Annotated in this window: 25 protein-coding genes, 1 tRNA gene and 1 riboswitch; of the genes, 10 read left to right on the plus strand and 16 right to left on the minus strand. The window is 33.3% G+C overall.

Going from position 1 to position 22,862, the window contains the following annotated elements; translation table 11 throughout:
* Window positions 1–55 precede the first annotated feature (55 nt).
* A complete protein-coding gene (locus tag G4D61_RS01980; RefSeq protein ID WP_163173102.1) occupies window positions 56–1,246 on the minus strand; it encodes a pyridoxal phosphate-dependent aminotransferase in 1,191 nt (396 codons plus the stop codon).
* Window positions 1,247–1,368: 122 nt separating this feature from the next.
* Between G4D61_RS01980 and G4D61_RS01985 the strand changes: the two genes are divergently transcribed.
* The gene (locus tag G4D61_RS01985; protein ID WP_025731066.1) at window positions 1,369–2,151 is read left to right on the plus strand and encodes a carbon-nitrogen family hydrolase; all 783 of its coding nucleotides are present in this window, start codon (window positions 1,369–1,371) and stop codon (window positions 2,149–2,151) included.
* Between the two features lie 126 nt (window positions 2,152–2,277).
* Here the strand turns inward: G4D61_RS01985 and G4D61_RS01990 are convergent, their stop codons facing one another.
* The 4 genes from G4D61_RS01990 to ykzP form a co-directional block, all read right to left on the minus strand.
* Window positions 2,278–2,739 carry a methylated-DNA--[protein]-cysteine S-methyltransferase gene (locus G4D61_RS01990; protein WP_025731067.1) on the minus strand — a complete coding sequence of 154 codons (462 nt, stop codon included), beginning with the start codon at window positions 2,737–2,739 and terminating at the stop codon, window positions 2,278–2,280.
* 12 nt (window positions 2,740–2,751) lie between these two features.
* Window positions 2,752–4,200 carry a PAS domain-containing sensor histidine kinase gene (locus tag G4D61_RS01995; RefSeq protein ID WP_367613756.1) on the minus strand — a complete coding sequence of 483 codons (1,449 nt, stop codon included), beginning with the start codon at window positions 4,198–4,200 and terminating at the stop codon, window positions 2,752–2,754.
* Window positions 4,201–4,412: 212 nt separating this feature from the next.
* Window positions 4,413–4,556: a protein YkzE gene (gene ykzE, locus G4D61_RS02000; RefSeq protein WP_163173104.1), complete on the minus strand. Its 144-nt coding sequence runs from the start codon at window positions 4,554–4,556 to the stop codon at window positions 4,413–4,415.
* Window positions 4,556–4,714, minus strand: a complete 159-nt coding sequence (gene ykzP, locus G4D61_RS02005) for a protein YkzP (protein WP_025731069.1) — start codon at window positions 4,712–4,714, stop codon at window positions 4,556–4,558. Before ykzP ends, ykzE begins: the two co-directional genes overlap by 1 nt.
* Window positions 4,715–4,930: 216 nt before the next feature.
* Between ykzP and G4D61_RS02010 the strand changes: the two genes are divergently transcribed.
* The gene (locus tag G4D61_RS02010; protein WP_025731070.1) at window positions 4,931–5,131 is read left to right on the plus strand and encodes an alpha/beta-type small acid-soluble spore protein; all 201 of its coding nucleotides are present in this window, start codon (window positions 4,931–4,933) and stop codon (window positions 5,129–5,131) included.
* Between the two features lie 137 nt (window positions 5,132–5,268).
* Here the strand turns inward: G4D61_RS02010 and G4D61_RS02015 are convergent, their stop codons facing one another.
* The 5 genes from G4D61_RS02015 to G4D61_RS02035 all read right to left on the minus strand — a co-directional run bounded on the left by G4D61_RS02015 (window position 5,269) and on the right by G4D61_RS02035 (window position 10,328).
* Complete coding sequence (locus tag G4D61_RS02015; protein WP_025731071.1) at window positions 5,269–6,048, minus strand: MeeY/MeeF family manganese export membrane protein; 780 nt, start codon at window positions 6,046–6,048, stop codon at window positions 5,269–5,271.
* Between the two features lie 45 nt (window positions 6,049–6,093).
* Window positions 6,094–6,267: riboswitch (yybP-ykoY riboswitch) on the minus strand.
* Between the two features lie 46 nt (window positions 6,268–6,313).
* Window positions 6,314–6,778, minus strand: a complete 465-nt coding sequence (locus G4D61_RS02020) for a hypothetical protein (RefSeq protein ID WP_025731072.1) — start codon at window positions 6,776–6,778, stop codon at window positions 6,314–6,316.
* A gap of 203 nt (window positions 6,779–6,981) precedes the next feature.
* Window positions 6,982–8,550: a peptide chain release factor 3 gene (locus G4D61_RS02025; protein WP_025731073.1), complete on the minus strand. Its 1,569-nt coding sequence runs from the start codon at window positions 8,548–8,550 to the stop codon at window positions 6,982–6,984.
* 80 nt (window positions 8,551–8,630) lie between these two features.
* Window positions 8,631–8,870, minus strand: coding sequence for a YueH family protein (locus G4D61_RS02030; protein ID WP_025731074.1), 240 nt, complete (start codon window positions 8,868–8,870; stop codon window positions 8,631–8,633).
* Window positions 8,871–9,290: 420 nt separating this feature from the next.
* A complete protein-coding gene (locus tag G4D61_RS02035; protein ID WP_025731075.1) occupies window positions 9,291–10,328 on the minus strand; it encodes a M42 family metallopeptidase in 1,038 nt (345 codons plus the stop codon).
* A gap of 116 nt (window positions 10,329–10,444) precedes the next feature.
* Here G4D61_RS02035 and G4D61_RS02040 point away from each other — a divergent pair, with 116 nt between their 5' ends.
* Window positions 10,445–10,894 (plus strand): OsmC family protein, encoded by a 450-nt coding sequence (locus G4D61_RS02040; protein WP_025731076.1) that lies wholly within the window; start codon window positions 10,445–10,447, stop codon window positions 10,892–10,894.
* A 190-nt stretch (window positions 10,895–11,084) separates the two neighbouring features.
* On the opposite strand, the gene G4D61_RS02045 is transcribed toward G4D61_RS02040, so the two are convergent.
* Complete coding sequence (locus G4D61_RS02045; RefSeq protein WP_025731077.1) at window positions 11,085–12,137, minus strand: ATP-binding protein; 1,053 nt, start codon at window positions 12,135–12,137, stop codon at window positions 11,085–11,087.
* 329 nt (window positions 12,138–12,466) lie between these two features.
* Here G4D61_RS02045 and G4D61_RS02050 point away from each other — a divergent pair, with 329 nt between their 5' ends.
* The 5 genes from G4D61_RS02050 (at window position 12,467) to G4D61_RS02070 (ending at window position 15,990) form a co-directional block, all read left to right on the plus strand.
* Window positions 12,467–13,453 (plus strand): Gfo/Idh/MocA family protein, encoded by a 987-nt coding sequence (locus G4D61_RS02050; RefSeq protein ID WP_163173106.1) that lies wholly within the window; start codon window positions 12,467–12,469, stop codon window positions 13,451–13,453.
* 147 nt (window positions 13,454–13,600) lie between these two features.
* The gene (locus G4D61_RS02055; RefSeq protein WP_025731079.1) at window positions 13,601–14,035 is read left to right on the plus strand and encodes a Dps family protein; all 435 of its coding nucleotides are present in this window, start codon (window positions 13,601–13,603) and stop codon (window positions 14,033–14,035) included.
* Between the two features lie 111 nt (window positions 14,036–14,146).
* Window positions 14,147–14,219: transfer RNA gene (locus G4D61_RS02060), tRNA-Val, on the plus strand.
* A 729-nt stretch (window positions 14,220–14,948) separates the two neighbouring features.
* Window positions 14,949–15,176 (plus strand): helix-turn-helix domain-containing protein, encoded by a 228-nt coding sequence (locus G4D61_RS02065; protein WP_025731090.1) that lies wholly within the window; start codon window positions 14,949–14,951, stop codon window positions 15,174–15,176.
* Between the two features lie 601 nt (window positions 15,177–15,777).
* Complete coding sequence (locus G4D61_RS02070) at window positions 15,778–15,990, plus strand: hypothetical protein (RefSeq protein ID WP_163173108.1); 213 nt, start codon at window positions 15,778–15,780, stop codon at window positions 15,988–15,990.
* A gap of 83 nt (window positions 15,991–16,073) precedes the next feature.
* On the opposite strand, the gene G4D61_RS02075 is transcribed toward G4D61_RS02070, so the two are convergent.
* The 4 genes from G4D61_RS02075 to G4D61_RS02090 all read right to left on the minus strand — a co-directional run bounded on the left by G4D61_RS02075 (window position 16,074) and on the right by G4D61_RS02090 (window position 19,164).
* On the minus strand, window positions 16,074–16,400 hold the full coding sequence (locus G4D61_RS02075) for a hypothetical protein (protein ID WP_235929304.1): 327 nt from the start codon (window positions 16,398–16,400) through the stop codon (window positions 16,074–16,076).
* A gap of 410 nt (window positions 16,401–16,810) precedes the next feature.
* The gene (locus G4D61_RS02080; RefSeq protein WP_025731018.1) at window positions 16,811–17,809 is read right to left on the minus strand and encodes an NADP-dependent oxidoreductase; all 999 of its coding nucleotides are present in this window, start codon (window positions 17,807–17,809) and stop codon (window positions 16,811–16,813) included.
* A 38-nt stretch (window positions 17,810–17,847) separates the two neighbouring features.
* The gene (locus tag G4D61_RS02085; protein WP_025731017.1) at window positions 17,848–18,183 is read right to left on the minus strand and encodes an ArsR/SmtB family transcription factor; all 336 of its coding nucleotides are present in this window, start codon (window positions 18,181–18,183) and stop codon (window positions 17,848–17,850) included.
* A gap of 603 nt (window positions 18,184–18,786) precedes the next feature.
* Window positions 18,787–19,164, minus strand: coding sequence for a hypothetical protein (locus tag G4D61_RS02090; protein ID WP_163173110.1), 378 nt, complete (start codon window positions 19,162–19,164; stop codon window positions 18,787–18,789).
* Window positions 19,165–19,574: 410 nt separating this feature from the next.
* Here G4D61_RS02090 and G4D61_RS02095 point away from each other — a divergent pair, with 410 nt between their 5' ends.
* Both G4D61_RS02095 and G4D61_RS02100 read left to right on the plus strand, forming a co-directional pair.
* Window positions 19,575–20,147 (plus strand): CBO0543 family protein, encoded by a 573-nt coding sequence (locus G4D61_RS02095; RefSeq protein WP_025731015.1) that lies wholly within the window; start codon window positions 19,575–19,577, stop codon window positions 20,145–20,147.
* 395 nt (window positions 20,148–20,542) lie between these two features.
* Window positions 20,543–20,695, plus strand: a complete 153-nt coding sequence (locus G4D61_RS02100) for a hypothetical protein (protein WP_163173112.1) — start codon at window positions 20,543–20,545, stop codon at window positions 20,693–20,695.
* A gap of 530 nt (window positions 20,696–21,225) precedes the next feature.
* On the opposite strand, the gene G4D61_RS02105 is transcribed toward G4D61_RS02100, so the two are convergent.
* Window positions 21,226–21,702 (minus strand): hypothetical protein, encoded by a 477-nt coding sequence (locus G4D61_RS02105; protein ID WP_025731014.1) that lies wholly within the window; start codon window positions 21,700–21,702, stop codon window positions 21,226–21,228.
* Between the last annotated feature and the right edge of the window lie 1,160 nt (window positions 21,703–22,862).

Raw genomic sequence — 22,862 nt, forward strand, 5'->3', positions numbered from 1 at the left:
TAGAATGAAGTGGAGAGAATATTTACAATATATTCCCTCCACTGCTTCTAATATATCAACATTTATGGCTTGACGAAAACAATTCCAATTTACTTATTCTCTCTACTGCTTCTTTTAACCTTTCTTCTGATGTTAATAGACCTACACGTACAAATCCTTCACCGTTATTCCCAAAACCAATTCCTGGTGCAACAGCAACGTGCGCCTTTGTTAATAATAGATCAGCAAAACTCTCTGAAGTATAACCATATGGCACTTTTAGCCATGCAAAAAATGATCCTTGCGGTGCATCAACGTCCCAGCCAATTTCTTGAAGGCCGTTAATGAAAGTGTTTCTTCTTGATTCATACATGCGCACAAGTTTATCAACACAGTCTTGCGATTGCAATAAAGCCGCACAAGCCGCCTCTTGCACCGCACCAAATAAACTTACATACAAATGATCTTGAATTAAATTAATATGTTCGATAACACTTCGGTTACCAATTGCAAAAGCTACACGCCATCCCGCCATATTATACGTTTTCGACAATGTGTAAATTTCAATTCCAACATCTTTTGCTCCTTCTGCTTGGAGAAAACTAACTGGCTTTTTTCCTTCAAAGCCAATTGCTCCATAAGCAAAGTCATGGACAACACAAATATTGTGCTGCTTAGCAAATGTTACTGTGTCATGAAAAAATTCGACATTTGCTGTAGCACCTGTTGGGTTATTCGGATAATTCAAAAACATCAATTTTGCCTTTTCACTAACATCCGGTGAAAGCGCATTAAAATCTGGCAAGAAGCGATTTTCCTCCTTAAGCGGCATCATTTTCATATTTGCCTGTGCCAAAGCAATGCCTGACCAATAATCTGGATAGCCGGGGTCCGGTACTAATACAACATCACCAGGATCGAGAATACATTGCGGAATTTCAACAAGACCAGCTTTTCCTCCAAATAGAACAGCCACTTCTTTATTTGGATCTACACTTACTCCAAATTCCCGCTTATAAAAATCTGCGATTGCTTCTTTTAAATATGGAAAGCCTCTAAACGGTGAATATTTGTGATTTACTGGTTTTTCTGCTGCTTCCTGCAATGCCTTCACAATATGTGGAGGTGTTGGTTGATCAGGATTTCCCTGCCCTAAATTTATCACATCATGCCCTTCAGCTTTTACCTTTTCTACTTTAGATACTAACGTTGCAAAAAATTGTGTCGGCAAAGATTTAAGAATCTTTGAAGGAGAAAATTCGTTCATTCATAACCATCCTCTTGCATCATTTTACTTTTCTTGCTTAATAAAAAATGTTATAACGAAATAAATGGTTTGTAAAGCGAAAATTAAGAATATAGTAAATAAATTAGCAAAGGGAGAAAACAATGAAAAAAAAGATTGCTTGTATTCAGCTCGATATTGAATTTGGAAATCCAAAAGCAAATTATGAAAAAGTAGAGTCCTGGCTGCAAAAAGCAGTAAAACAACATTGTGATATTGCTGTCCTTCCTGAGCTTTGGACAACAGGCTATGATTTAAATCATTTATCAACAATTGCCGACGACCATGCAAAGACATCTATTGCGTTTTTAAGTAAATTCGCCAAACAATATGGGATCGATCTAATCGGAGGGTCAGTTGCAAACAAAAAGAATGAGCAATTTTTTAATACAATGCTCATTATCAATCGGAATGGAGAGATGATTAAGCAGTATAGCAAACTGCATCTTTTTAAATTAATGGATGAGCATTTGTATTTATCCTCTGGAAACAATGATGGCGTATTCCAGTTAAATGATGAGACGTTTGCAGGAGTTATTTGCTATGATATACGTTTTCCAGAATGGATTAGGAAACAGGCATTGCAGGGGGCAAAAGCGCTGTTTGTATCTGCAGAATGGCCGCATGCGAGACTTGATCATTGGCGAACATTGTTGCTTGCACGCGCAATTGAAAATCAATGTTTTATTATCGCCTGCAATCGGGCTGGTCGTGATCCAAATAATCTTTTTGCAGGACATTCAATGATTATTGACCCTTGGGGAAAGGTTCTTGCAGAAGGAACAGATAAAGAGGAATTAGTGACTGCCGAGATTGATTTATCTGTTGTTACCGATATTCGTAACACCATTCCAGTATTCTCTGACCGTTTACCTGAGTTTTATTAAAGAAATTGAATGTCTACAGTAAACTATTTCTTCATATGCAATTTCTGTATGAGTAAAAACTGTAATAAACAGACATGATTAAATAAAAGAAGATGTCCAAGCAGCTCAAAGCTCGGACATCTTCTTTTATTTAAATCCTTCAATTTCTAATAATGTCGCTTTTTTATCAACTTGATTTCCAGCATATCCTGTTAAGGAATGATTTTTCCCAATGACACGGTGACAAGGAATAATAATTGGTATCCTATTCTTTTTATTTGCCTGTCCTATGGCGCGAACTGCCTTCTCTCGATCTATTGCTTCAGCAATATCTGAATATGATCTTGTTTCTCCATATGGAATATTTTGAAGCTCTTTCCATACCGCCTTTTGAAAAGGAGTACCTTCAATTATAATGGGAACGTCAAACGTTTTTCTCCGTTTTAAAAAATATTCTTGTAATTGTTGTACTGCCTTTTGAAGAACAGGATGACCAGGCTCGTATTGTTCATTTAAATCAATTTGACCAAAATGAATTGCCGTTATTCCTTGGCTATTTCCGACAATTGTTAATAAACCTATAGGACTTTCCATCGTTATATATGCCATACTATCTTTCACCTATCCATTTTGAATTGGTAAATAAATATGGAAAGTAGTACCAACTCCTACTTCACTTTCTACATTTATTCTCCCCCTATGTTCTTTAATAATTTTATAGCTAATCATTAAACCAAGTCCAGTTCCTCTTTCTTTTGTTGTGTAAAAAGGTTCACCAAGCTTGGCAATTTTATCAGGGGGAATGCCATCTCCTTCATCCCGGATCATTGTATGAATCATTTGTTCCCGTTCATCATAACGAATCGTAATTTCAATTTTCCCTCCGTTTGGCATAACTTCGATTGCATTTTTAATCATATTGATAAATACTTGCTTCATTTGATTGCCTTCACAAAAAGCATTAGGAAGTTGATAAGGATAATGGCAGTCAATTTCAATATTGTGCATTAATGCTTGGGCATTTAATAAATCAATGGTATCACTCATAATTTTTCTAATATCTTGATGCTGAAATTGAATTGCTTGGGGTTTTGCAAGAACAAGGAATTCAGTAATAATTGATTCGATTCTTGCTAATTCTGATGTAATAATATTGAAATATAATGTATGATCCTCTTCAATACTACTTTGTAATAATTGAATAAAACCTTTCAATGCTGTCATTGGATTACGTATTTCATGTGCAATGCCTGCTGCTAGCTCTCCAACAATATTTAATGTATCTGATTTCCGCAATTTTTCCTGCAACGCTCTTTTTTCTGTTATATCTCTAACAACAGTCAAATTCATATTAGACGTTAAATTACCTTTAGAAGTAATTTCAAAGTACTTTGTAAAATTTTGCCTTTTTATCGGAAATAGATAATCTGCTACACCGTTTTTCTTTAATTTTGTTATATGGTCTTGAAATTCCCTATGAAATTTATTATTCGTATGTAATAGTTCCTGTAGACTTTTATTTAGCATTTCTTCTCTTTCACATTCAAAGTAGCAAGCTGCAACAGGATTTATATCAATAATTTTATAGTCCCAATCCCATAAAATCATTCCATCGAACGAGCCTTCAAAAATTTTGCGAAATCTTTCCTCACTATCACGCAATGTCTGCTCCATTTGATACCGATCGCTTACATTCCGAAAAATAGTCATGTGATGATCTTCAGCGCATATATATTTTGAGGTGAATTCAAGATGTTTTCTTTGACCGTTTGGCATTAAAAATAAAAGCTCACTACGTACAGCGTTTGATCTGTTAATTTCTTGGATAATTTGATGAAAGCGAGCGTTCTTTTGAAAAACAAAATCCCATAATTTTTTATTTTTAAACTCTTCCAAAGAGCATTCAAATATTTTTAAGGCAGCTCTATTAGCCTTTAAAATGCTTCCATCATGCTTCCAAAAAACAATCCCATCAATTGCTTCTTCAAATAAGCTTTTAAATAGTTGTTCATTGTTCTTTAGTAAAAAATCCTTTTGCGGCTCTTTATGACCTAAACTATTTATCTTCACTCTTGTTCTCCCCTTTTAATCAAGAAGCATGAATACAGTAAAAATTGTTCAATTAATTAGGACCCTGACAGTTGAAATGCTACATACATAAAAATAAATGCGGTCGGAGGAAAAAGAGCATACATGTTGATATTTCGTGAATAATAGTGAATTTCCTGCTTTAATATGAAATTTTGTCAAAAAATTATGGATGGGGATTCTCCCCATCCATATTATTTACTTTTTCTATCTTCATCCGAAGAATTGTGTTTATCTTTAGAATTGTTGCTAGCGAAAATTTCATATATTTTATCTGCGTTTATATCTCCTAATTCAGAAGCTGATTCTTCTGAAAATATCTCTTTTTTCTTATTCATTATGATCTCCCTTTTTTACCAAGTTTCGAGTTGCGATTTGCACCTTTTATTTCTTCTTCTCCCTTATGGAATTCAGTAGAAAACTCAGTTTCTGCTAAATTTTTTCTCGGCGTTTGGTTATTTTTTTTAGCTGCGTCGAAAGTTGCTTTTCTTTTCATAACAAACTCTCCTTTCACATTACAATCATTATATTGTCCTAATAAAATAATGAAATCCGCTGTAAAATATACAATCATTGGTGGTTTCAATACTGGATTTCATCCTTTTTCCATTCATGATTTTCATTTTTTTTCTCATAATAATAGCAGAAACAATTATTTTAGCTTCTAACAAATGATTCATTTACAAATAAATGTTTAAAGGAGATTATTATTATGGCAAGAAGCAGCAATAAATTATTAGTTCCTGGAATTGAACAATACCTCGATCAAGTAAAATATGAAATCGCACAAGAATTTGGCGTACAATTAGGTTCTGATACTGTATCGCGAGCAAATGGATCTGTTGGCGGAGAAATTACGAAACGCTTAGTTCAACAAGCACAAGCACAGTTATCAGGCAATAAGCAACAATAAGAGCATTTGGAGCAAACTGTAAACAAACTCCTTCATATGGGTTTGTTTGCAGTTTTTTATGTTTTTGCCTCCAAAAAACCTATTTAACATAAAAAGACACTCGACAAACCACTGACCATTCCAATTCGAACAGCATTTTATGATGCTTCTTCCTTTGAATACCGTTTATTCTGCTTCTTCACTGAAAAGAAGTATCCTGCTAGGGAGATTCCGATTAATACAGACCAGAAAATAAGCTTCCATAAAAATGATTCAGGAAAATGATGCGGCAGCACACCAACTTTTGGATGAGAAAGCGTAAATATAAGAAGCTTCACGCCGACCCAACCAACAATCAAAAAGGCTGCGTTTTCTAGATTAGGATATTTTTTTAACAATTCGACAAATTTATTAGCTGCAAAGCGAATCATAACAAGTCCGATCATACCTCCAGCAAACATGATCAAAAACTGCCCTGCATCAATTCCACCGATTTGAAACCAGCCCGCTGGTTTTAATGTAACAGCTAACGCTACAGCAGCTAGCATTGAGTCAATCGCAAACGCAATATCTGCAACTTCTACTTTTAACACCGTCAACCAAAAAGAAGCTTCTTTTTCTTTTACAGACAATAACGCCTCTTCTTGATGACCCTTTTTCTTTTTATAAAAATGATGAATTGTAATATAAAATAAATATGCTGCTCCGATTGCTTGCACCTGCCAAACATTCACTAAAAAAGAAATTAGAAACAGAGCAAGAAATCTAAAAATAAAAGCCCCGACCAAACCATAAAACAATGCCTTTTTTTGTTTATTTCCAGGCAAATGCTTTACCATCACTGCCATAACGACCGCATTATCAGCTGCTAAAATACCTTCGAGACCAATTAATATCAATAAAACCCAGCCATATTCCAATACTAAAGATACATCCATTGAAATGTCCTCCTTTTTCACAAGATTTACAAATTTTCTTTGACAAATCTTCCTATAAAGACAAAAAGCAAGACCTCTGCCCTTATAGGCAAAGGTCTTGCTGGACATTTTTTCAGAATGCCAACAAAGCCGATGACTTCTGAAAAACGAAATCATGTAATGACGACTTTGTTTTAAGGATGCCAAACATCCTTAACGCTACTCCCCTTTGACAATTGTCAAAAGTATTTTGTTAAGAACATTGTAACAAGTTAAAAAAAGATCGTCAATGCTTATCTCTTTTTAATAACATTCTTCTTATAACATTTCCGATGAAGATTCCAGGGATTAATGATAAAATCGGTAAAAACACTGGTCCGATTAATTTATTATGAACATAAATAATAGGAGAATACATTAAACCAATCGTAACAAAGTATGCGGAAAAAGCAAAGGGAAGATAAATATGTTTTGGAGGATTTACAAAGCTTGATTTATAGGCATCCCACATTGCAAACATATATAAACATGGATAGAACATTAACCAATCATAATTTATAATATTGCTGGCCTCCACAGTTTTTCCTAGAAAACTAAGCATAATTGCTTTATTAAAATGGCCATTAAGATTAATCAGAAATTCTAAAAACATGAATAGGATGCCTTTTAAATATGATCCCGTTAAAAGCTGAGCAAATCCAGGTAACGCCACACTCCAAAGAATTGCTTCTAAATGTGATAATTTTTTCATCTTTTTGCCTTTAAAATATGTATTGATAAATCAAACTTTCGATTCCGCTTTTAACGTCCATACTATTCATAAATTTCCCTCTTCTATTAATATGTTTCATATTGATATCCTCCCTTTATGTATAGGGTGCCCCATTTCACAAAATATACTCTACATAATAGAAAAAAGAACAAGCAATGATCGATGCTTGTTCTTTTTCAAATCTATTCCATAGGATTGGATAGCTTAATTTCTGGATGCTTATCACTAAACCAACGTAGTGCAAAATCATTTTCAAATAAAAACAGCGGCTTATCATAACGGTCTTTAACAAGTAAACTGCGTGAACTTGAAAGTGACTCGTCAACTTGATCCTCATCAATCCAGCGAGGAATCTTAGAACCAATTGATTCCATAATTACATCCGAATTATATTCATTTTTCATCCTGTGTTCAAAAACTTCAAATTGCAATTGACCAACTGCACCTAAAATATAGTCCTCTGTTCGATACGTCCTATATAATTGGATAGCCCCCTCTTGCACTAATTGATTAATTCCTTTATGAAAGCTTTTTTGTTTCATGACGTTTTTTGCAGATACCCTTACAAATAACTCAGGCGTAAATTGTGGAAGCTTTTCAAAATGAATAAGATTTTTTCCAGATGTGATTGTATCACCAATTTGATAAGTACCTGTATCATATAAACCGATAATATCACCACTTACAGCAGCATCTACTGTACTGCGATCATCCGCTAGAAATTGGGTTGATTGAGAAAGTTTCATTTGCTTTCCAGTTCTAGACAAGGTTACATTCATTCCACGTTCAAATTTACCTGAGCATATGCGAACAAATGCAATACGATCACGGTGAGCCGGATTCATATTTGCTTGAATTTTAAATACAAAACCAGAGAATTCCTCTGAGGTTGGTTCAATTTCTCCCACATCAGCTTTTCGAGGCTGTGGCGATGGCGCAAACTGCAAATATGTTTCCAAAAATGTTTGGACGCCAAAATTTGTTAAAGCACTACCAAAAAAGACAGGTGTTAAAGTTCCATTTGCAATGTTTTCTTCTGAAAATTCATTCCCAGCTTCATCTAGCAGCATGATTTCTTCAATTGCTTGGTCGTATAATGTATTCTCTTTAATACCATAGTTCCCGTCAAGTTCACCATTTTCATTTAAAGGTAGAAAGCGATCATCCTCTTCTACTCGAAATTGTTCGATTCGATGATGATATCTGTCATAAATACCTAAAAATTCTTTTCCCATTCCAATCGGCCAATTCATTGGATAAGATTCAATTCCTAATACTTCTTCCAATTCTGCCAATAATTCAAGAGGTGTTTTCCCTTGACGATCTAATTTATTAATAAAAGTAAAGATTGGGATGCCGCGCATTCGACAAACTTTAAATAATTTGATTGTTTGGGCCTCAATCCCTTTAGCGGCATCAATAATCATTACAGCACTATCCACAGCCATTAACGTCCGATAAGTATCTTCACTAAAATCTTGGTGTCCAGGAGTATCTAATATATTTACTCTTTTTCCTGCATATTCAAATTGCATGACTGAAGACGTAACAGAGATACCTCTTTGTTTTTCTATTTCCATCCAGTCAGATGTCGCAAATTTCCCAGTTTTTTTCCCCTTTACTGTACCCGCAGCCCGAATTGCTCCGCCAAATAAAAGCAACTGTTCAGTTAGAGTCGTTTTCCCCGCATCAGGGTGGGAAATAATTGCAAATGTTCTTCTTGACAATACTTCATCTTTAAAACTTGTCATCATCATAATCCTTTCATTGTTAAATTAGTTTTTTACGAGTTAATAATGTTTTACATCGGGATCACCTTTTTCAATTTGTTTTACATTTCTCTAGTCCATTGATATATCCGTGTAGCAACCGCTTCTACATCGGTCATGACGTTTGTACGGATTAATGAATTTGTAAGACGTTCAATCAAAGGCTCTCTTTCCTCATCATATGTAAAAGTAGCAGACCATTCGAATGCTGGAATTGCTACTATAAAATATTCTTCCTTTTTATTCTCATATATAAAAACGTTCAATTCATCATGATTTACCATCATTTTTCGAATCTTCATATTCTAAATTAATCTCCCAAAAAATTTAGTATACCACATCTAATATAACAGTTCACTTTTATTATATAGGAAAATATAAAAAGAAAAAATATTTCACATCCATCTTTTATTCAAAAGCACTTGGAAATGGTACTTATTTTTTAATAAAACTTAAAGTGAAACAAAAACAAGTTTCCATTACTCGTTTTGGAGCCCAAGGGGAGAGAATCTTGTGCGATATGCTTGTCATAGGGAGACTAGTCGAGGAAGGCCGCCTTGGGAAGCGAACTTCATAGTACAAAGTTCCCATTCCTTCTATTTCTGATTTAATCACTAATCAATCGGAGCGAGTCTCCATAGTACTTAAAATAAAAAGAACTGCAAATAATCCTTAATGTTAAAGAATTTATCTACAGCTCAAGATTTTTTATTTTAAATAATTTACTCAATCATTTCTGACTGAACGTATGCAAGTAATAAATTTTCCGTATGTAAAATAGATGATTGATGGGTGCGTTCATACGCATGGGATGCGTCAATTCCAGGCCCTACCAGACCATGAACAATATCATGCCCAGCACGAATAGCAGCCGATGCATCTGATTGATAATATGGATAAATATCGACCTTATACTCAATATGATTCTCTTCAGCTAATTGCACTAAATGTTTACGCAAACGATAATGATAAGGTCCGCTAGCATCTTTTGCACAAATAGAGACGGTATATTCATCAGTACGCTGACCATCTCCAATTGCTCCCATATCTACAGCTAAATACTCGACAGTTTCAGGGGTAATATTTGAATTCCCTCCATATCCTATTTCTTCATTATTAGAAATTAAAATATGTGTTGTGTATGGTAATGAAATATGCTGCTCTGAAATTGTTTTTACAAGCTTAAGAAGAATAGCAGTACTTGCCTTATCATCCAAATGTCTAGATTTTATAAAACCACTTTCAGTGATTTGTACACGCGGATCAAATGAAACAAAATCCCCTTCAGCAATTCCTAGCGCTCTTACCTCATCCTCATTTGTAACTTTTTCATCAATTCGAACTTCAATATTTTCCTCGTTTCTTTCTGCTTTTCCAGCCTCTTTATATACATGTACAGATGTTTGATGCATCAAAATTGTACCGGTATAAGTTTTACCTGAAGCCGTTTCAATCTGGCAATATTCCCCTTCAACAGCATTCCAACGAAAACCGCCAATCATTGATAATTTTAAACGTCCATTTCCTTTTATTTCTTTTACCATAGCACCTAAAGTATCTACATGTGCTGTCAACATTCTATGCTTCGAGTTATCCTTGCCTTGAATCGTAACAAGTAAACCACCTTTACGATTTTTCCTTGTTTCAACTTTTAATCCTTTTAAATAGTTTTCACAGAAGTCAATCACCTTTTGTGTATTACCAGATGGGCTTGGAATTTTCACGAGCTCCTCGACTAGCCGCAATATTTTATCTGCCATTAAAACTCCTCCTTTATTAATGATTGATAGTAGCCTTAATACTTTATATTTTTACACGTTTACAAAGTTATGTATACTAAAATAGAAGCAGATACTAAAGGTTAGGAGATATGACGATGGCAGAACATCATTTTTATTTACATGCAGATTGGCCTGGTGGTAGAAATGAAGTAGGTCAATTGAAGGCAGGAAACTTACATACAAACATTTCTATTCCTCCTGAAATGGACGGTCCGGGAATCGGTACAAATCCTGACGAAATGTTACTTGGCGCTTCTGCAACTTGCTATATTATTACGCTCGCAGCAATGTTAGAAAGAAGCAACATTACCCCTCTTTCTTTAACCATTGATTCAGAAGCAATCGTCGAAGTAGAAAGAGGCGTTAATACATTCAAAAAAATTATTCATCGTCCAACAATTGTGTTGCCATACGATGTAACCGAGGTTGACGAGAAAAAAGTTCACAGGTTCGTGACACTATCAGAAGAGCGCTGTATGATTTCAAAAGCACTAAAAGGAAATGTTGAAATTGCTTTGGAGCCTGACATTCAAATTGCTCAATAAGGAAAAGAAGATATTAATAGAAGAAGCTGGGGGAAAAGTATACTAATGAACCCCGCTCCGGAAATATCCTTCACTTCCGCGGGCGGCTGGTGATCCTCCCGAAGGAGCCTCCGTATATTTCCGGAGCAGATTTGTGCAATGTTCGTCTTTAGCTAACCATTTTTGAGTGTTGTCCCAGCCTCTATCGTTCTTATTCTTTTACTCGTGGCAGAAAAATTTGAAAACTTGTCCCCTCATCCACTTGGCTGTAAATTTTGATCTTCCCTTGATGCTCATCTATAATTCTATAACATAACATCAATCCTAAACCATTTCCATTTTCTTTTGTTGTATAAAAAGGCTGCCCAATATTGTTCAACTTTTCTTTTGGGATACCACACCCTGTATCAGTGATGGAAATGACGATATGGCGGCTCCCTTGTATTGATATTGCGACCGATAATTTTCCGTTCTCATCAATCGCTTCCATCCCATTTTTAATGAGATTGATAAATACTTGCTTTATTTTTGATTCATCACATTTTATAAAATACGATTGTGCAGGAAAATGCTTTTCAATTTCAATGTTTCTTTGCAATCCTTCAGCTTGCATTAATAAAATAACTTCATTTAATAACTTTTGAATGCAATGAACACTTTTCTGGCTTTCTTTTCTCTTTCCTAAAAACAGCAATTCACTTGTAATTGATTCGATACGGTCAATTTCATTTTTCATAATATTAATATAATTACGCGTGTCAATTACACCCGCTTGCATTAGCTGCAAAAACCCTTTAATCGAAGTTAAAGGATTACGGATTTCGTGAGCAATTCCGGCTGCCATTTGCCCAATGATCGAAAGTTTTTCTGAATGAATTAAATAATTACAAAGTTCATTGAGTATACTTATATCTTTAATTAGCAGTCTAATTATTTGCTGTTCTTCCAACACCATATAAGTTGTTTCTACCCATTTATAATCCCCTGTTTTTTCTTGTAATCTATATGTAATGACTCCATAATCATCATGGTTTATTTTATTAAGTGAACCTTTCATTTTTTCTAGATCATCTTTAAAAATATATTGAAAAATGATTTTGCCGATCAGCTCCTCACTCTTGTAGCCAGTAACAGATTCAGAGGTTGTCGATACTTGCCTAAATACTCCATCCATTCCAACCACTGCTGTGAAATAATCAAATCTATTAGCAATATTAATAAATTGAGATGAGGTTCTATCAGTATGATAAAGTTTATTACACAAAGTTTATACACCTACCCTATAAATCTCATTCATTTAAGCAAACCATTATTTCAACTATATGTACTTTTTTCTACATTATTCTTTAAATAATTTATTATATTAAAAAATGATCCAGCATTTGTTTTGTTTTAACTTTACTATATCGCTTTTTTAGCATAAATATCCATAGTTTTTTTAAATCGACATTGTTTTAGCTCATACTAGATTACTAAGTTGTGCTAGAATGAATTTGTAATTATTAAATACCATGGTTTACTAAGTTGCTGTTCTCTATTAAATGGCTCAACAGCATACTTTACCGGACCAAATGAAAATTAGGAAGTGATGCTATGAAATTTGCAACTGTTGGTACAGGATGGATTACATCAGCTTTTATTGATGCTGCACAACATTCTGGAAAATTATCATTACATTCTGTTTATTCACGTTCGAAAGAGAAGGCTGAACAATTAGCAAGCAAATATCATGTCTCATCCATTTTTACAGATCTTGATAAAATGGCAAAAAGTGAGGAATTTCGTGTTATCTATATCGCTTCTCCAAACTCATTGCATTTTGAACAAGTACTAGCTTTTTTAAAGAATAAAAAGCATGTTATTTGCGAAAAACCTATTTTTTCAAATATTGCTGAATTTGAATTCGCATACAAAGTAGCCGAAGAAAATGGCGTTTATTTATTTGAAGCAATGAGAAATATTCACTATCCTAACGCATTATTATTAAAGAAAAATATCAATGCATTAGGACAAATAAGAAGCGCAATGTTTCAATACATCCAATATTCATCCCGATATGATGCATTTTTAGCAGGACAAGAGCCTAATGTATTTTCACGTAATTTTTCCGGAGGTGCACTAGTTGACTTAGGTGTATATCCATTGTCACTCGCAGTATTTTTATTTGGAAAACCAATAGATAGTCATTATTATCCTGTATTGTTACGTAATGGAGTAGACGGTGCCGGTACCCTTGTTTTAAAATACAATGATTTTAATATAACTATCCTTTGTTCCAAAATTTCACACTCATATATCCAAAGTGAAATACATGGTGAAAAAGGAAGTATTGTTATTGATTCTGTTTCTGAAATTAATCATACGGAGTTTCATGATCATCACACAAAAGCAACATCTGTTCTTTCAACTAGTCAATTAGAACAAAATATGGCATACGAAATTGACAGTTTTGTAGAAATTATTGAACGCAATGATCTTCAAGCCTATACATCTTTAAAACAATTAAGCGCCGATGTCCTTTCCATTACGGAAACATCTAGAAGGCAAAATGATATTGTATTTAAATCTGAGCAGAAATAAGAAAGCTTGTATCTAAATTATAATTATTATAATTTAAAATTGATTATCAAATAAAATTGTGTATAATATAAGTATAAGATCAAAACACAATCTTTTATATGAATTGTTCATTATTCTTTTATTACATATTATTAGGGAGGCATTTTGATGTATATTGAATCAGCATTAAACGTACAAGTTGCAAATTGGAGCGTACTTTACACAAAACTTCATAATTATCATTGGTATGTAAAAGGACCTCTATTCTTTACTCTACACGAAAAATTTGAAGAACTATATAATGAGGCTGGTGAAATTGTAGACGAGTTAGCAGAACGTATTCTTGCACTTGGAGGAAAACCGGCTGCAACGCTAAGCGAGTATTTACATCTTGCTACTATCGAAGAAGCAGTTAAAGATGTATCTGCAGAGGATATGGTCAATTCTCTTATTCAAGACTACCGCCAATTAAAAGCTGAACTAAAGAAACTCATTGATTTAGCGAGCGATGAAAAAGACGATGTTACAGAAGATATGGCTATTGCGCTAGTAGAAAAAATTGACACACATGTTTGGATGCTGTCTGCTCTACTAAATCACTAATCATAAGCTCGGACCCTTTGAATGTTTACAAAGGGTCTTTTCTATTCATAAATAGAAAAAAACATTGACAACTGAAAAGTTTCACCTATATAATTATTGTAGTTTATATACGATTCTGTAGCTCAGCTGGGAGAGCGCCACCTTGACAGGGTGGAGGTCGCTGGTTCGAGACCAGTCAGAATCATCCTTTAAGCCCTAGAGCCGCAACGGTTCTAGGGTTTGTTATTTTATGGTAATTAGACAAAAGGACTAAAATGGTGACGGATTGGTGACGAATTTCAAAAATCATTTAAAAATGGACATATTTTTAGAATCAAAATAAAATTAGCTGATCTACCTATACCGTCTTCGCCAAGAAGTAAATCTCTGTATATAAAAAGAAGCCCTTTCTAATAAAAAGGGCCTCTTTTTTGGGTAATTTTTATGGAAGTCAACGCTAAACGATGGCTCAAGGAAAAATATACTTAAATGCATTAAATAGATATAATAACAATTAAAATCTCGTGAAAAATCAATAAAGACATTTCCCTCTCTTGATTGACAGAGGTTTTCTAATAAAAAAGAAAAAAACACTCGAATACTACATTTAGATGTAGTATAATTAAAATATAGAAAGGAGGGAAATAATTGGTACTACTGTTAAAAATAATAGCCGTAATCACCGGCATTGCAACGATTCGTAAAGTTTGGTACGACGGTACGAAATCGAAGCAAGAAGCCGAGAAATTACGACTATAAAACCAAAAAATGAGACGTGGGGGTTAATCCCCTACTCTCACCAACAGTATACCATAATGTATATGATGGAAAAAATACTTGATGTCTCTTTAATTATCATCGTTTTTATTTTGTTGATCGTTTGGATCAGGAAAAAATATTGGGACGCTAAAAAGAAAGGGGAGAAGTGAGGATTATGCATCCGATAGAACTACTTTGCAAAGAGAAAGGCATTACTCGCTATGCCTTATCGAAAAAAAGCGGGGTTCGGGAATCAGTATTTTCGAACCTCGTCCAAAAAAATTCCCCTATCGAAAATATGAAACTTGGGACGCTCCTTAAAATGGCAGCCGCTCTTGAATTGCCTATTGGAGATTTAATCGAAAAACTTCTTAAGTACGAAAAAACTGCCTCTTCTAAATAATGACGAGGCAATTTTTATTGAGAAATAAAAAAGAGTAGGATCTCTCCTGCTCCCATCCGACTGGTGCCTATTGATTTCACCAAGTCACATTAGTTAACTTTAATATATAATGTGATATTTCGATCTTCCATACAAAAAGTCCACATCAATGTGAGGGCTTTTTCTGTTTATTTGGCAAGTTAGGAATATGATATTTTATTCTCTATTTAAAAATATTAAAAAAATGGAAATAACCATCGATTTTTTATATCGCATGCGATATGATTATATATGTAAGAGAGATAACCTTACTAATACATAAGAAAGGATCACATCATGATAAGAAAAAGAAAAGCTTCAAGAATAGAATTGACCCTCACAATCAATCTTCTATTCTTAAAGCTAACTCTAAAGTGGAAAGCATAAAGCTCTATGGGGGGCGAAAGCCCCTTCCACTTGTATCTTATCACGATGAAATGTGAATAACAATGAAAAGACTAAAAAAAGGGAACTTAGAAATTAAACTAGAAAAACGTAAGCCACACATATTAGAATTCGTTTTTTGGGGCGTTATAGTAGCATTCATCATTTGGATAATTTTCTTCAGATAGGAGGAGTTAGATTGACTGAGCAAAAATCAAAAACGTCTGAAGCCCAAAAGGAAGCAAACAGAAGATACCGTCAAAAAAATAAAGAAAAGCTAAAAATTGGATCATATGCACGCACTGCGAAAATGTTTATACGAGAACATGCCACTGCAACTGATATTGTAGAATTAAGAAAACTTCTGGATGAGCGTGAAGAACAAATTAAAAATAGCGCCCTTCCTGAATAAGGAAGGGCTATTCTTCAGGGGGAAAATACTTATGGTTTCTTTACCCTATAGCGAATATATTAAACCATTATTTTTTTAATAATTTACCGTTCTTCACCATGATTTTTTTTATGTTTTTTGTGTTCTTTATGATTATCGCAATCGTCACATTCATCTGGAATACCTGGATCAATAACAACATTTCTTGTCACTGTTCGATAAACATTTCTTGGTACATTTACGATATGCTGTCTGTTAATACGAATAATCCGATGAACATAAGTTACTTCTCGTTCTACATACGTATCATTAACAATGTACTCGGGGTCACAGTAAACAGTGGTGTTTCTAATGTTATCCGAATTACTAGTATTTTGTGCGTTATCAGATGTTGTAAAATTATTTGAGTTACTTGTCCGATGTTTACCCATTATCGCCACCTCCTTATTCATTTTTCTATATAGTAAATGATTTAAAGGTGAAGGTTGAAATGGACAAGTATCTAGAAGGAATAGAATGGATTGAAAAATGATTGATTTGATTAAGGGTTTGTTATTTATAGAAAAACCCCCACATTGTGAGGTAGCGATGATAAGTGGTCTAGATCCAAATAACAATTAAACTATTCTTCATTAAAATAAAAAGCCCTCCTCAAATTTGAAATTTGAGAAGGGGTGTCGCAAAGGTTATTGGTGAATCTCTATTATGATTACCCATTAAAAAGAATATATACAATTATTAGTAAAAAATAGCCCATAATGTAATGGGCTATTTTTGGTGAAATAGAATCATTAAACAGAAAAAATGGAAAGTCAGGATATATTTTTGTTTCGTTTGACAACTATCTGATTTTTAATATTATTTTCCCTTTTGCTCTTCCTGCCTCCGCATATTCCATCGCTTTTTGAGCATCTTCAAAAGGAAAAATTCTATCAATGATAGGTTTGATTTTACCAGTCTCGATAAAGTTTGCAATTTTACGTAATTGTTCTCCACTTGGCTTCATAAACAAAAACGTATATTGAACATTATGCTTTTTTTCAAGCCTAGTGAGTTTATGACTAGCTATCGAAAACAACATCGTTTTAAAAAATCCAGAACCATATTCTTTACCAAAACGGGCATTTGGTAATCCCGAAACGGAAACAATTTTTCCTCCGCTTTTGATCACTTCAAATGATTTTTCGAGGATCTCGCCCCCAAGTGTATCAAACACTGCATCATAGTTTTTTAGTAGCTCTTCGAATTTTTCTGTCTTGTAATTGATAATTTCATCTGCACCAAGAGATTTTACTAAATTTGAACCAGCTTCACTGGCAGTCGTTGCAACAGTAGCACCCATTAATTTAGCCAATTGAATAGCGAAGGTACCGACACCACCAGCCCCAGCTTGAATTAAAATTTTTTGTCCCTTTTGTAATTGCAAAATGTCTGTTAAAGCTTGATAGGAGGTCAGCCCAACAAGTGGGATCGATGCTGCTTCTTCAAAGCTCAAATTTTTAGGTTTTAAGGCGATGTCATCCTCATGAATAGCTATATATTCAGCAAAAGTTCCGATCTTACTCTTACGTGGGCGTGCATATATTTCGTCGCCAACTTTAAAACGAGTCACTTTTGCGCCAACCTTAACAACGACACCAGAAAAGTCATTCCCTAAGATAAGAGGCATTTTATATTTCACTAACAATTTCACTTTCCCATCGCGTATCTTAAAATCAATAGGATTAATACTAGCTGCATGAATTTCTGCGAGTACCTCATATTCACCAATTTTAGGTGCCGGCATTTCTACCAAACGCATTGGAACTTTTCCATACCTATCAATAACCATTGCTCTCATAGCCTATACCTCCAAATAATATGTGTTTAAATGCCCATTCAATAAAAGTTCTGCATGAACTTATCAATATCCAACACAAGCGTTTTTAATAAACCTAATTCTGTACGTACATTAATATAGTAAAAGTTTTTTGTCCCTTCTTTACGCATTAAAATAACACCGGCATCTCGTAAAACTTTAAGATGATGGGACACAGCAGGTCGAGAAAGATGTGTTTGTTCAGTGATTTCACCCACACGTAATCCTGTTTGACAATCCGTCCCCATTAGAACTAACAAAATAGACTGACGTGTTTCATCACCAATTGCCAATAGTATTTTTTGACAATTAATAAAATCCTCTTTGATCATATTTAGTTGGTCCTGTTTATTCATTCAGTAAAATACCTCCAATAAATGGTTTAATAGTTTAAGTTGATGAACCATTTTACTGAATACAACAATATACTAATGTGATGTGAGGTGCAATATTGAGAAAGCAAATCGAGACGAATATACGTTAGAGGAATCGTATTAGTTTAGCAACTAAAAAAAGGACTATGCTTGATGACTGCTCTAAAAATAAAGCAGCCTTAATATTCCACTTGATCCGTTAATTAACATAAACACTAGATAAGTGCTCTAGAGGTCTTCTAAAAAGAAAAAACTCTGAATCGGATAGTCAATTTATTACGATCCAGGGGGTATTTCTTTTAGTTATGTACTTTTTGTTTACATTATCTTGAACCATTTCTTTGACGGGCATCAGCATACGTCTTTGCATGAGATTGTTTAAATTCATATTCTTTTAAGAAGCAGCTGTATGCTATTCTTTATTTTTCCAACTATTACTAGGATTTACTCTATCATAGTGGGTGCTGTAAGAATAACTCCTACGTTTTCTCCACTTCTTCCCCCCCCTTTTACATCGTTTTTCACCTTAATTTGTCTATAAAAAAAAGCATCTCGAAAGATGCTTTCCAGTTAGCAGTAAAATGCCTATTTGAATATTTCATCAACTAAAGATTCATCTACAAACCTTTTAACTGTTTGCCCTAAATCATCTTTCGTTTGTAAATACGTTTTCCCTGATTTATTTACAAGAATTTCTACTTCAAAATTTCCGCCAGTAATAGATGCAATGCCCTTTACTTCTGAATATCGAATATGTAATGATTTTTCATCAACATAAAGAAAAACTTCATTAGGGGAATCTTTATCAATTTCGACCAAATTTGGATCAAATAATGATATTGGTCTCGCTAAAGTTGTTTCAAATTGATCGATAAAAAAGTTAATCACTTTTTCTCCAGTATTTAACTGGTTACTTTGCGTTTCAATTTTTAATTCCGTAATAAGTTTTTCTTTCCAATCCAATGAAATTCCCTTCTTTCACTATAAGTAATAAATAATTCTATTTTAAATTCGACAATAAGTAAGAATTACCTCTTTTATTGACGAATATTGCAAAAAGAGGTCATTGGTAAAATCTCAGTAGATCGGACATCTATTCAAAAAGGATAGATTTGATGTGCTATAACGCTGATAAATATGTATTTTTCAACTATCCTTTATTAATTGGGTAGCTTTATAGCAAAAAACTGCAATTGACAGTTTTTTAACAACTAACAGCAAAATTATTCCGAACAAATCCCACTCTACATTTGATTTTGTATACGCACATCTATTGACTTAAACCTTGTCACATATAGTTAGCGTAATTTCGCACTTTCCCAGATAGTAGTTATGTCCTATTATTCCCAATAATTGTATAATCAGGAGGGTTTTTGATAAATATTTATATATCAGTAATCAATGGAGTTGATGGATATATAAATAAATTAATTGGCTTAACTGAGCAAATAAGAGAAGTTAGACTTGATTATTGGTTTAATGAAGTTGTTTTTACAACTAATTGGTGGTTCCTTCTCCTTTTATCTATTATACCTTGGGTCTTGTGGATAAAATTCATCGATCCTAAAAGATTGTTTGAGACTTTATTTTACGGTAGTTTAATTTCTATTTATTCTATACTGTTGGATGACATCGGTTCTTACTATTTATGCTGGATTTACCAGTATCAACTAGTTCCAATCAGCTCTCGATTAAATCCTGTTGACTTAGCACTTATGCCGGTTACTTATATGGTTGTATATCAATATTTTAAATCATGGAAAACTTTTTTTATTGCCCAGTCCATTTTATCATTTGGAGCTGCATTCCTGTTCGAACCACTTTTTGAATGGTTGCATATTTACAGACCAATACATTGGTATTTAATCTATTCATTTATCATTTATTTAGTATTAGGAATTTTTAACAAGTGGTTTGTCAGCATAGTCAATAAAAAGCTTTCATAATTTTGTCTAATATTAAGTAAACAATGGGAGGCTAGTACAGAAGTATGTTAACGAAAAAAACCCAAATATTGCGCTCCAAGCCCACGGCGGCTGGTGAGCCTCTTGCAGGCTTCTACGTAAATTTCCGGAGCTGATTTGTGCTATATTCGCTTTTCGATAACCACTTTTTGGTTTTGCCCCGGCCTCTTTTTTCACATGGAAATACCAAAAAAATAAGCTCTCACAAAACGCGAGAGCCTTTCCAAATGGAAATAATAACGAATGATAGTATTATATTACCATAAAATTATTATTTTTTACCTATTTACTTAAAAAATAATGTGAAATTTTTCCTAATATAAATGAATAAATAGAAAAGGAATGTAGAAGTTATGTCTATGGAGGTGAAATTACCTATGAATGAAAAGCCAAATTACTATGATGGCAGTGGTATGATGAATAATAAATCTTCCGAAAATGACTTTACAATGGATGAACCGATTGAAGTAACTAAGGAAATGCGAACAAATATTAGTGGAAATCCTTATACAAACGAAAAGATAGAATAACATAAAAAGGCCCTTTTACATATGAGGGCCTTCCATATGAGAAAGATGATTATAAACGGTTTACATCATATTCTCCATAAGACAATCAACATGTTCATTTTTCCACAGATTCTCACAAATCAATCCAAATTTATAGTTTATCTATTCTCCGGTATTTCTATAAATTTATCAAATTAAACCTTTGTTCCTTCCCTTTTTCTCTTTCCTGGCTGTGCTTCTTTTCGATATATTAAATTCTTCTATACCCGAACAAGTCCATAAAAACATACATTTAATAATATATCCCCTCAAAAGAAAGGAGGATATATTATGGATAACTTAAAAATATTTAATCTGGATGAATTAAATAGGACCCTTACGAAAAATTCTAGAATGGAAATTCGCAAACATACTTTGCTTTAAATACTATTAACTCAATCTTCAATTTAGCCCATTCTTTAAATCCTAGAACACAACTGCAAACCTTTGTGAAAACATTTCAGTTACACCTATTGACATTAAAAGGAAGTCCAAATATATGAACTTCTTTTTTATACATTTGGATTTTTTATTTTTGCTTCAATCTTACAAATCCACTTGTAATAAAATAACAAAATAACAAAAAGGAATGGATTCTCAATAGCTGAATTCCATATATTCCACCAACCATAGTGGAAATATCCTATCGGTTCTGGCAATAGTGTAATTAACTCATAAAGTAAGCAACCTAGGCTCCAAAATAAAATATAGAATATTTTTATTCCTATTTTTTTGTTAAATGGATACCAATTTAGAAACATCATATTAACTGGTGGCAATAATACCGTATGAATTAAATAACTCCCCCACTCAATTTTTTTAGTGAAATACCAATATCCAAAATATTTAAATTCAATAACCATATCGAAAGCCATCTGTAAAAGAGTGGTAAAGTACCAAATGTGTACAATCTGATTTATTGTTAGACGTTTATTTGTGGTAAAAGCGACCAGGTTAAAGATGAAAATTGATAATAAAAGTCCGATCATTTATACGCTCCTTTTTATCACAATTTCCATCTTTACCAATTTATATTCAAAAAAGTATTAAAAGTCACTCGTTAGGAGCTCATAATTATTTTATTTGCTGGAGATTCAGCATAAAAATATATCCATAAGTATATCCATTCTCGCGATCTGATCAAAGTTTTTAGTACTTATAAGGACAAAAATTAAACTCAATGCTAAAACTTATATTAATTTTGGTTTTGATTTTGGTAAATATTTTTGACTCTGTTATTTGTTTTATTTACAAGTGTCATTAATACTGCAGTATAAATTGTGGTTAAAACTAAGCCAACGATTGCACTATAGTACATAACATTTAATTTTTGAATGAATCTAAATTTCAAATGAATCACCTCTATACTATTTTGCCCAGACATTAAAAATAATACTTATCCCATTATATTAGAAATTCTCTATGTACTTAATTATTTCGTCTATCATAGGGGAAATATTAAATACTTCGAAGTGAATAAAATTTATTGAAAAATGAAACAAAATCCTACAGAACTACTAATATTTCAACAATGGTTTCGCAAAAAAACCAATTTTGTTACAATTGATATTAGAATCAATAATCATTATCAATATTTAAATAAGGGGGGAAATATTAAAAACTATGCAGCCTCAACGTATATGTCATATGATAACTAAATCATGGTTAACCATTCTTATTCTACTTGTTTGCTGCATTTTACTTAGTTATTTCACGGTTCATTTTAATAAAGTTTCACCAAAACCTGGAACGATAATAGAGTTCCCGAGTTATTTTCAATTCGTACATATATCTAAAATCATCCTTTTTAATTTGTGTGCTGCGGCGGCATGGATATTATTAGGAATATCCTTATTTCTAGACATATCACCAAAAATAGGTAATCGTTCTACATTGTTTTGTGTCACTTGTCGAACACTGGGGATTTTTTCTATTTGTGGAGCAATTTATTTTTTTACTTACTTAATTTTACTGATTGTATCATTGTCATTTATTGTTTAAGCACTTATTATCTTATCGTTATTTACATAAAAATTATTTAACATATCAATACATACCTATTAAAAAGCCCTTTTTCCGATATAAGAAAAGGGCTCTTATTTTTCTGCTGCCCCATTCTAAAAGATGACTTTAAAATAGGAGGCAGGGA

It is taken from the genome of Heyndrickxia ginsengihumi (assembly GCF_011008565.1).
GTDB classification, from domain to species: domain Bacteria; phylum Bacillota; class Bacilli; order Bacillales; family Bacillaceae_C; genus Weizmannia; species Weizmannia ginsengihumi.

Excerpts from the sequence above, each read along its gene's own strand:
- G4D61_RS02065 (WP_025731090.1), top strand. The coding sequence starts at position 14,949 with ATGCATCCGATAGAACTACTTTGCAAAGAGAAAGGCATTACTCGCTAT.
- G4D61_RS02025 (WP_025731073.1), bottom strand. The coding sequence starts at position 8,550 with ATGACAAGTTTTAAAGATGAAGTATTGTCAAGAAGAACATTTGCAATT.
- ykzE (WP_163173104.1), bottom strand. The coding sequence starts at position 4,556 with ATGAATAAGAAAAAAGAGATATTTTCAGAAGAATCAGCTTCTGAATTA.
- G4D61_RS02085 (WP_025731017.1), bottom strand. The coding sequence starts at position 18,183 with ATGAATAAACAGGACCAACTAAATATGATCAAAGAGGATTTTATTAAT.
- G4D61_RS02105 (WP_025731014.1), bottom strand. The coding sequence starts at position 21,702 with ATGATCGGACTTTTATTATCAATTTTCATCTTTAACCTGGTCGCTTTT.
- ykzP (WP_025731069.1), bottom strand. The coding sequence starts at position 4,714 with ATGAAAAGAAAAGCAACTTTCGACGCAGCTAAAAAAAATAACCAAACG.
- G4D61_RS01990 (WP_025731067.1), bottom strand. The coding sequence starts at position 2,739 with ATGGCATATATAACGATGGAAAGTCCTATAGGTTTATTAACAATTGTC.
- G4D61_RS02015 (WP_025731071.1), bottom strand. The coding sequence starts at position 6,048 with ATGGATGTATCTTTAGTATTGGAATATGGCTGGGTTTTATTGATATTA.
- G4D61_RS02100 (WP_163173112.1), top strand. The coding sequence starts at position 20,543 with ATGAATGAAAAGCCAAATTACTATGATGGCAGTGGTATGATGAATAAT.
- G4D61_RS01980 (WP_163173102.1), bottom strand. The coding sequence starts at position 1,246 with ATGAACGAATTTTCTCCTTCAAAGATTCTTAAATCTTTGCCGACACAA.
- G4D61_RS02020 (WP_025731072.1), bottom strand. The coding sequence starts at position 6,778 with ATGAAAAAATTATCACATTTAGAAGCAATTCTTTGGAGTGTGGCGTTA.
- G4D61_RS02080 (WP_025731018.1), bottom strand. The coding sequence starts at position 17,809 with ATGAGAGCAATGGTTATTGATAGGTATGGAAAAGTTCCAATGCGTTTG.
- G4D61_RS01985 (WP_025731066.1), top strand. The coding sequence starts at position 1,369 with ATGAAAAAAAAGATTGCTTGTATTCAGCTCGATATTGAATTTGGAAAT.
- G4D61_RS02030 (WP_025731074.1), bottom strand. The coding sequence starts at position 8,870 with ATGAAGATTCGAAAAATGATGGTAAATCATGATGAATTGAACGTTTTT.
- G4D61_RS02035 (WP_025731075.1), bottom strand. The coding sequence starts at position 10,328 with ATGGCAGATAAAATATTGCGGCTAGTCGAGGAGCTCGTGAAAATTCCA.
- G4D61_RS02040 (WP_025731076.1), top strand. The coding sequence starts at position 10,445 with ATGGCAGAACATCATTTTTATTTACATGCAGATTGGCCTGGTGGTAGA.
- G4D61_RS02075 (WP_235929304.1), bottom strand. The coding sequence starts at position 16,400 with ATGGGTAAACATCGGACAAGTAACTCAAATAATTTTACAACATCTGAT.
- G4D61_RS02055 (WP_025731079.1), top strand. The coding sequence starts at position 13,601 with ATGTATATTGAATCAGCATTAAACGTACAAGTTGCAAATTGGAGCGTA.
- G4D61_RS02050 (WP_163173106.1), top strand. The coding sequence starts at position 12,467 with ATGAAATTTGCAACTGTTGGTACAGGATGGATTACATCAGCTTTTATT.
- G4D61_RS02010 (WP_025731070.1), top strand. The coding sequence starts at position 4,931 with ATGGCAAGAAGCAGCAATAAATTATTAGTTCCTGGAATTGAACAATAC.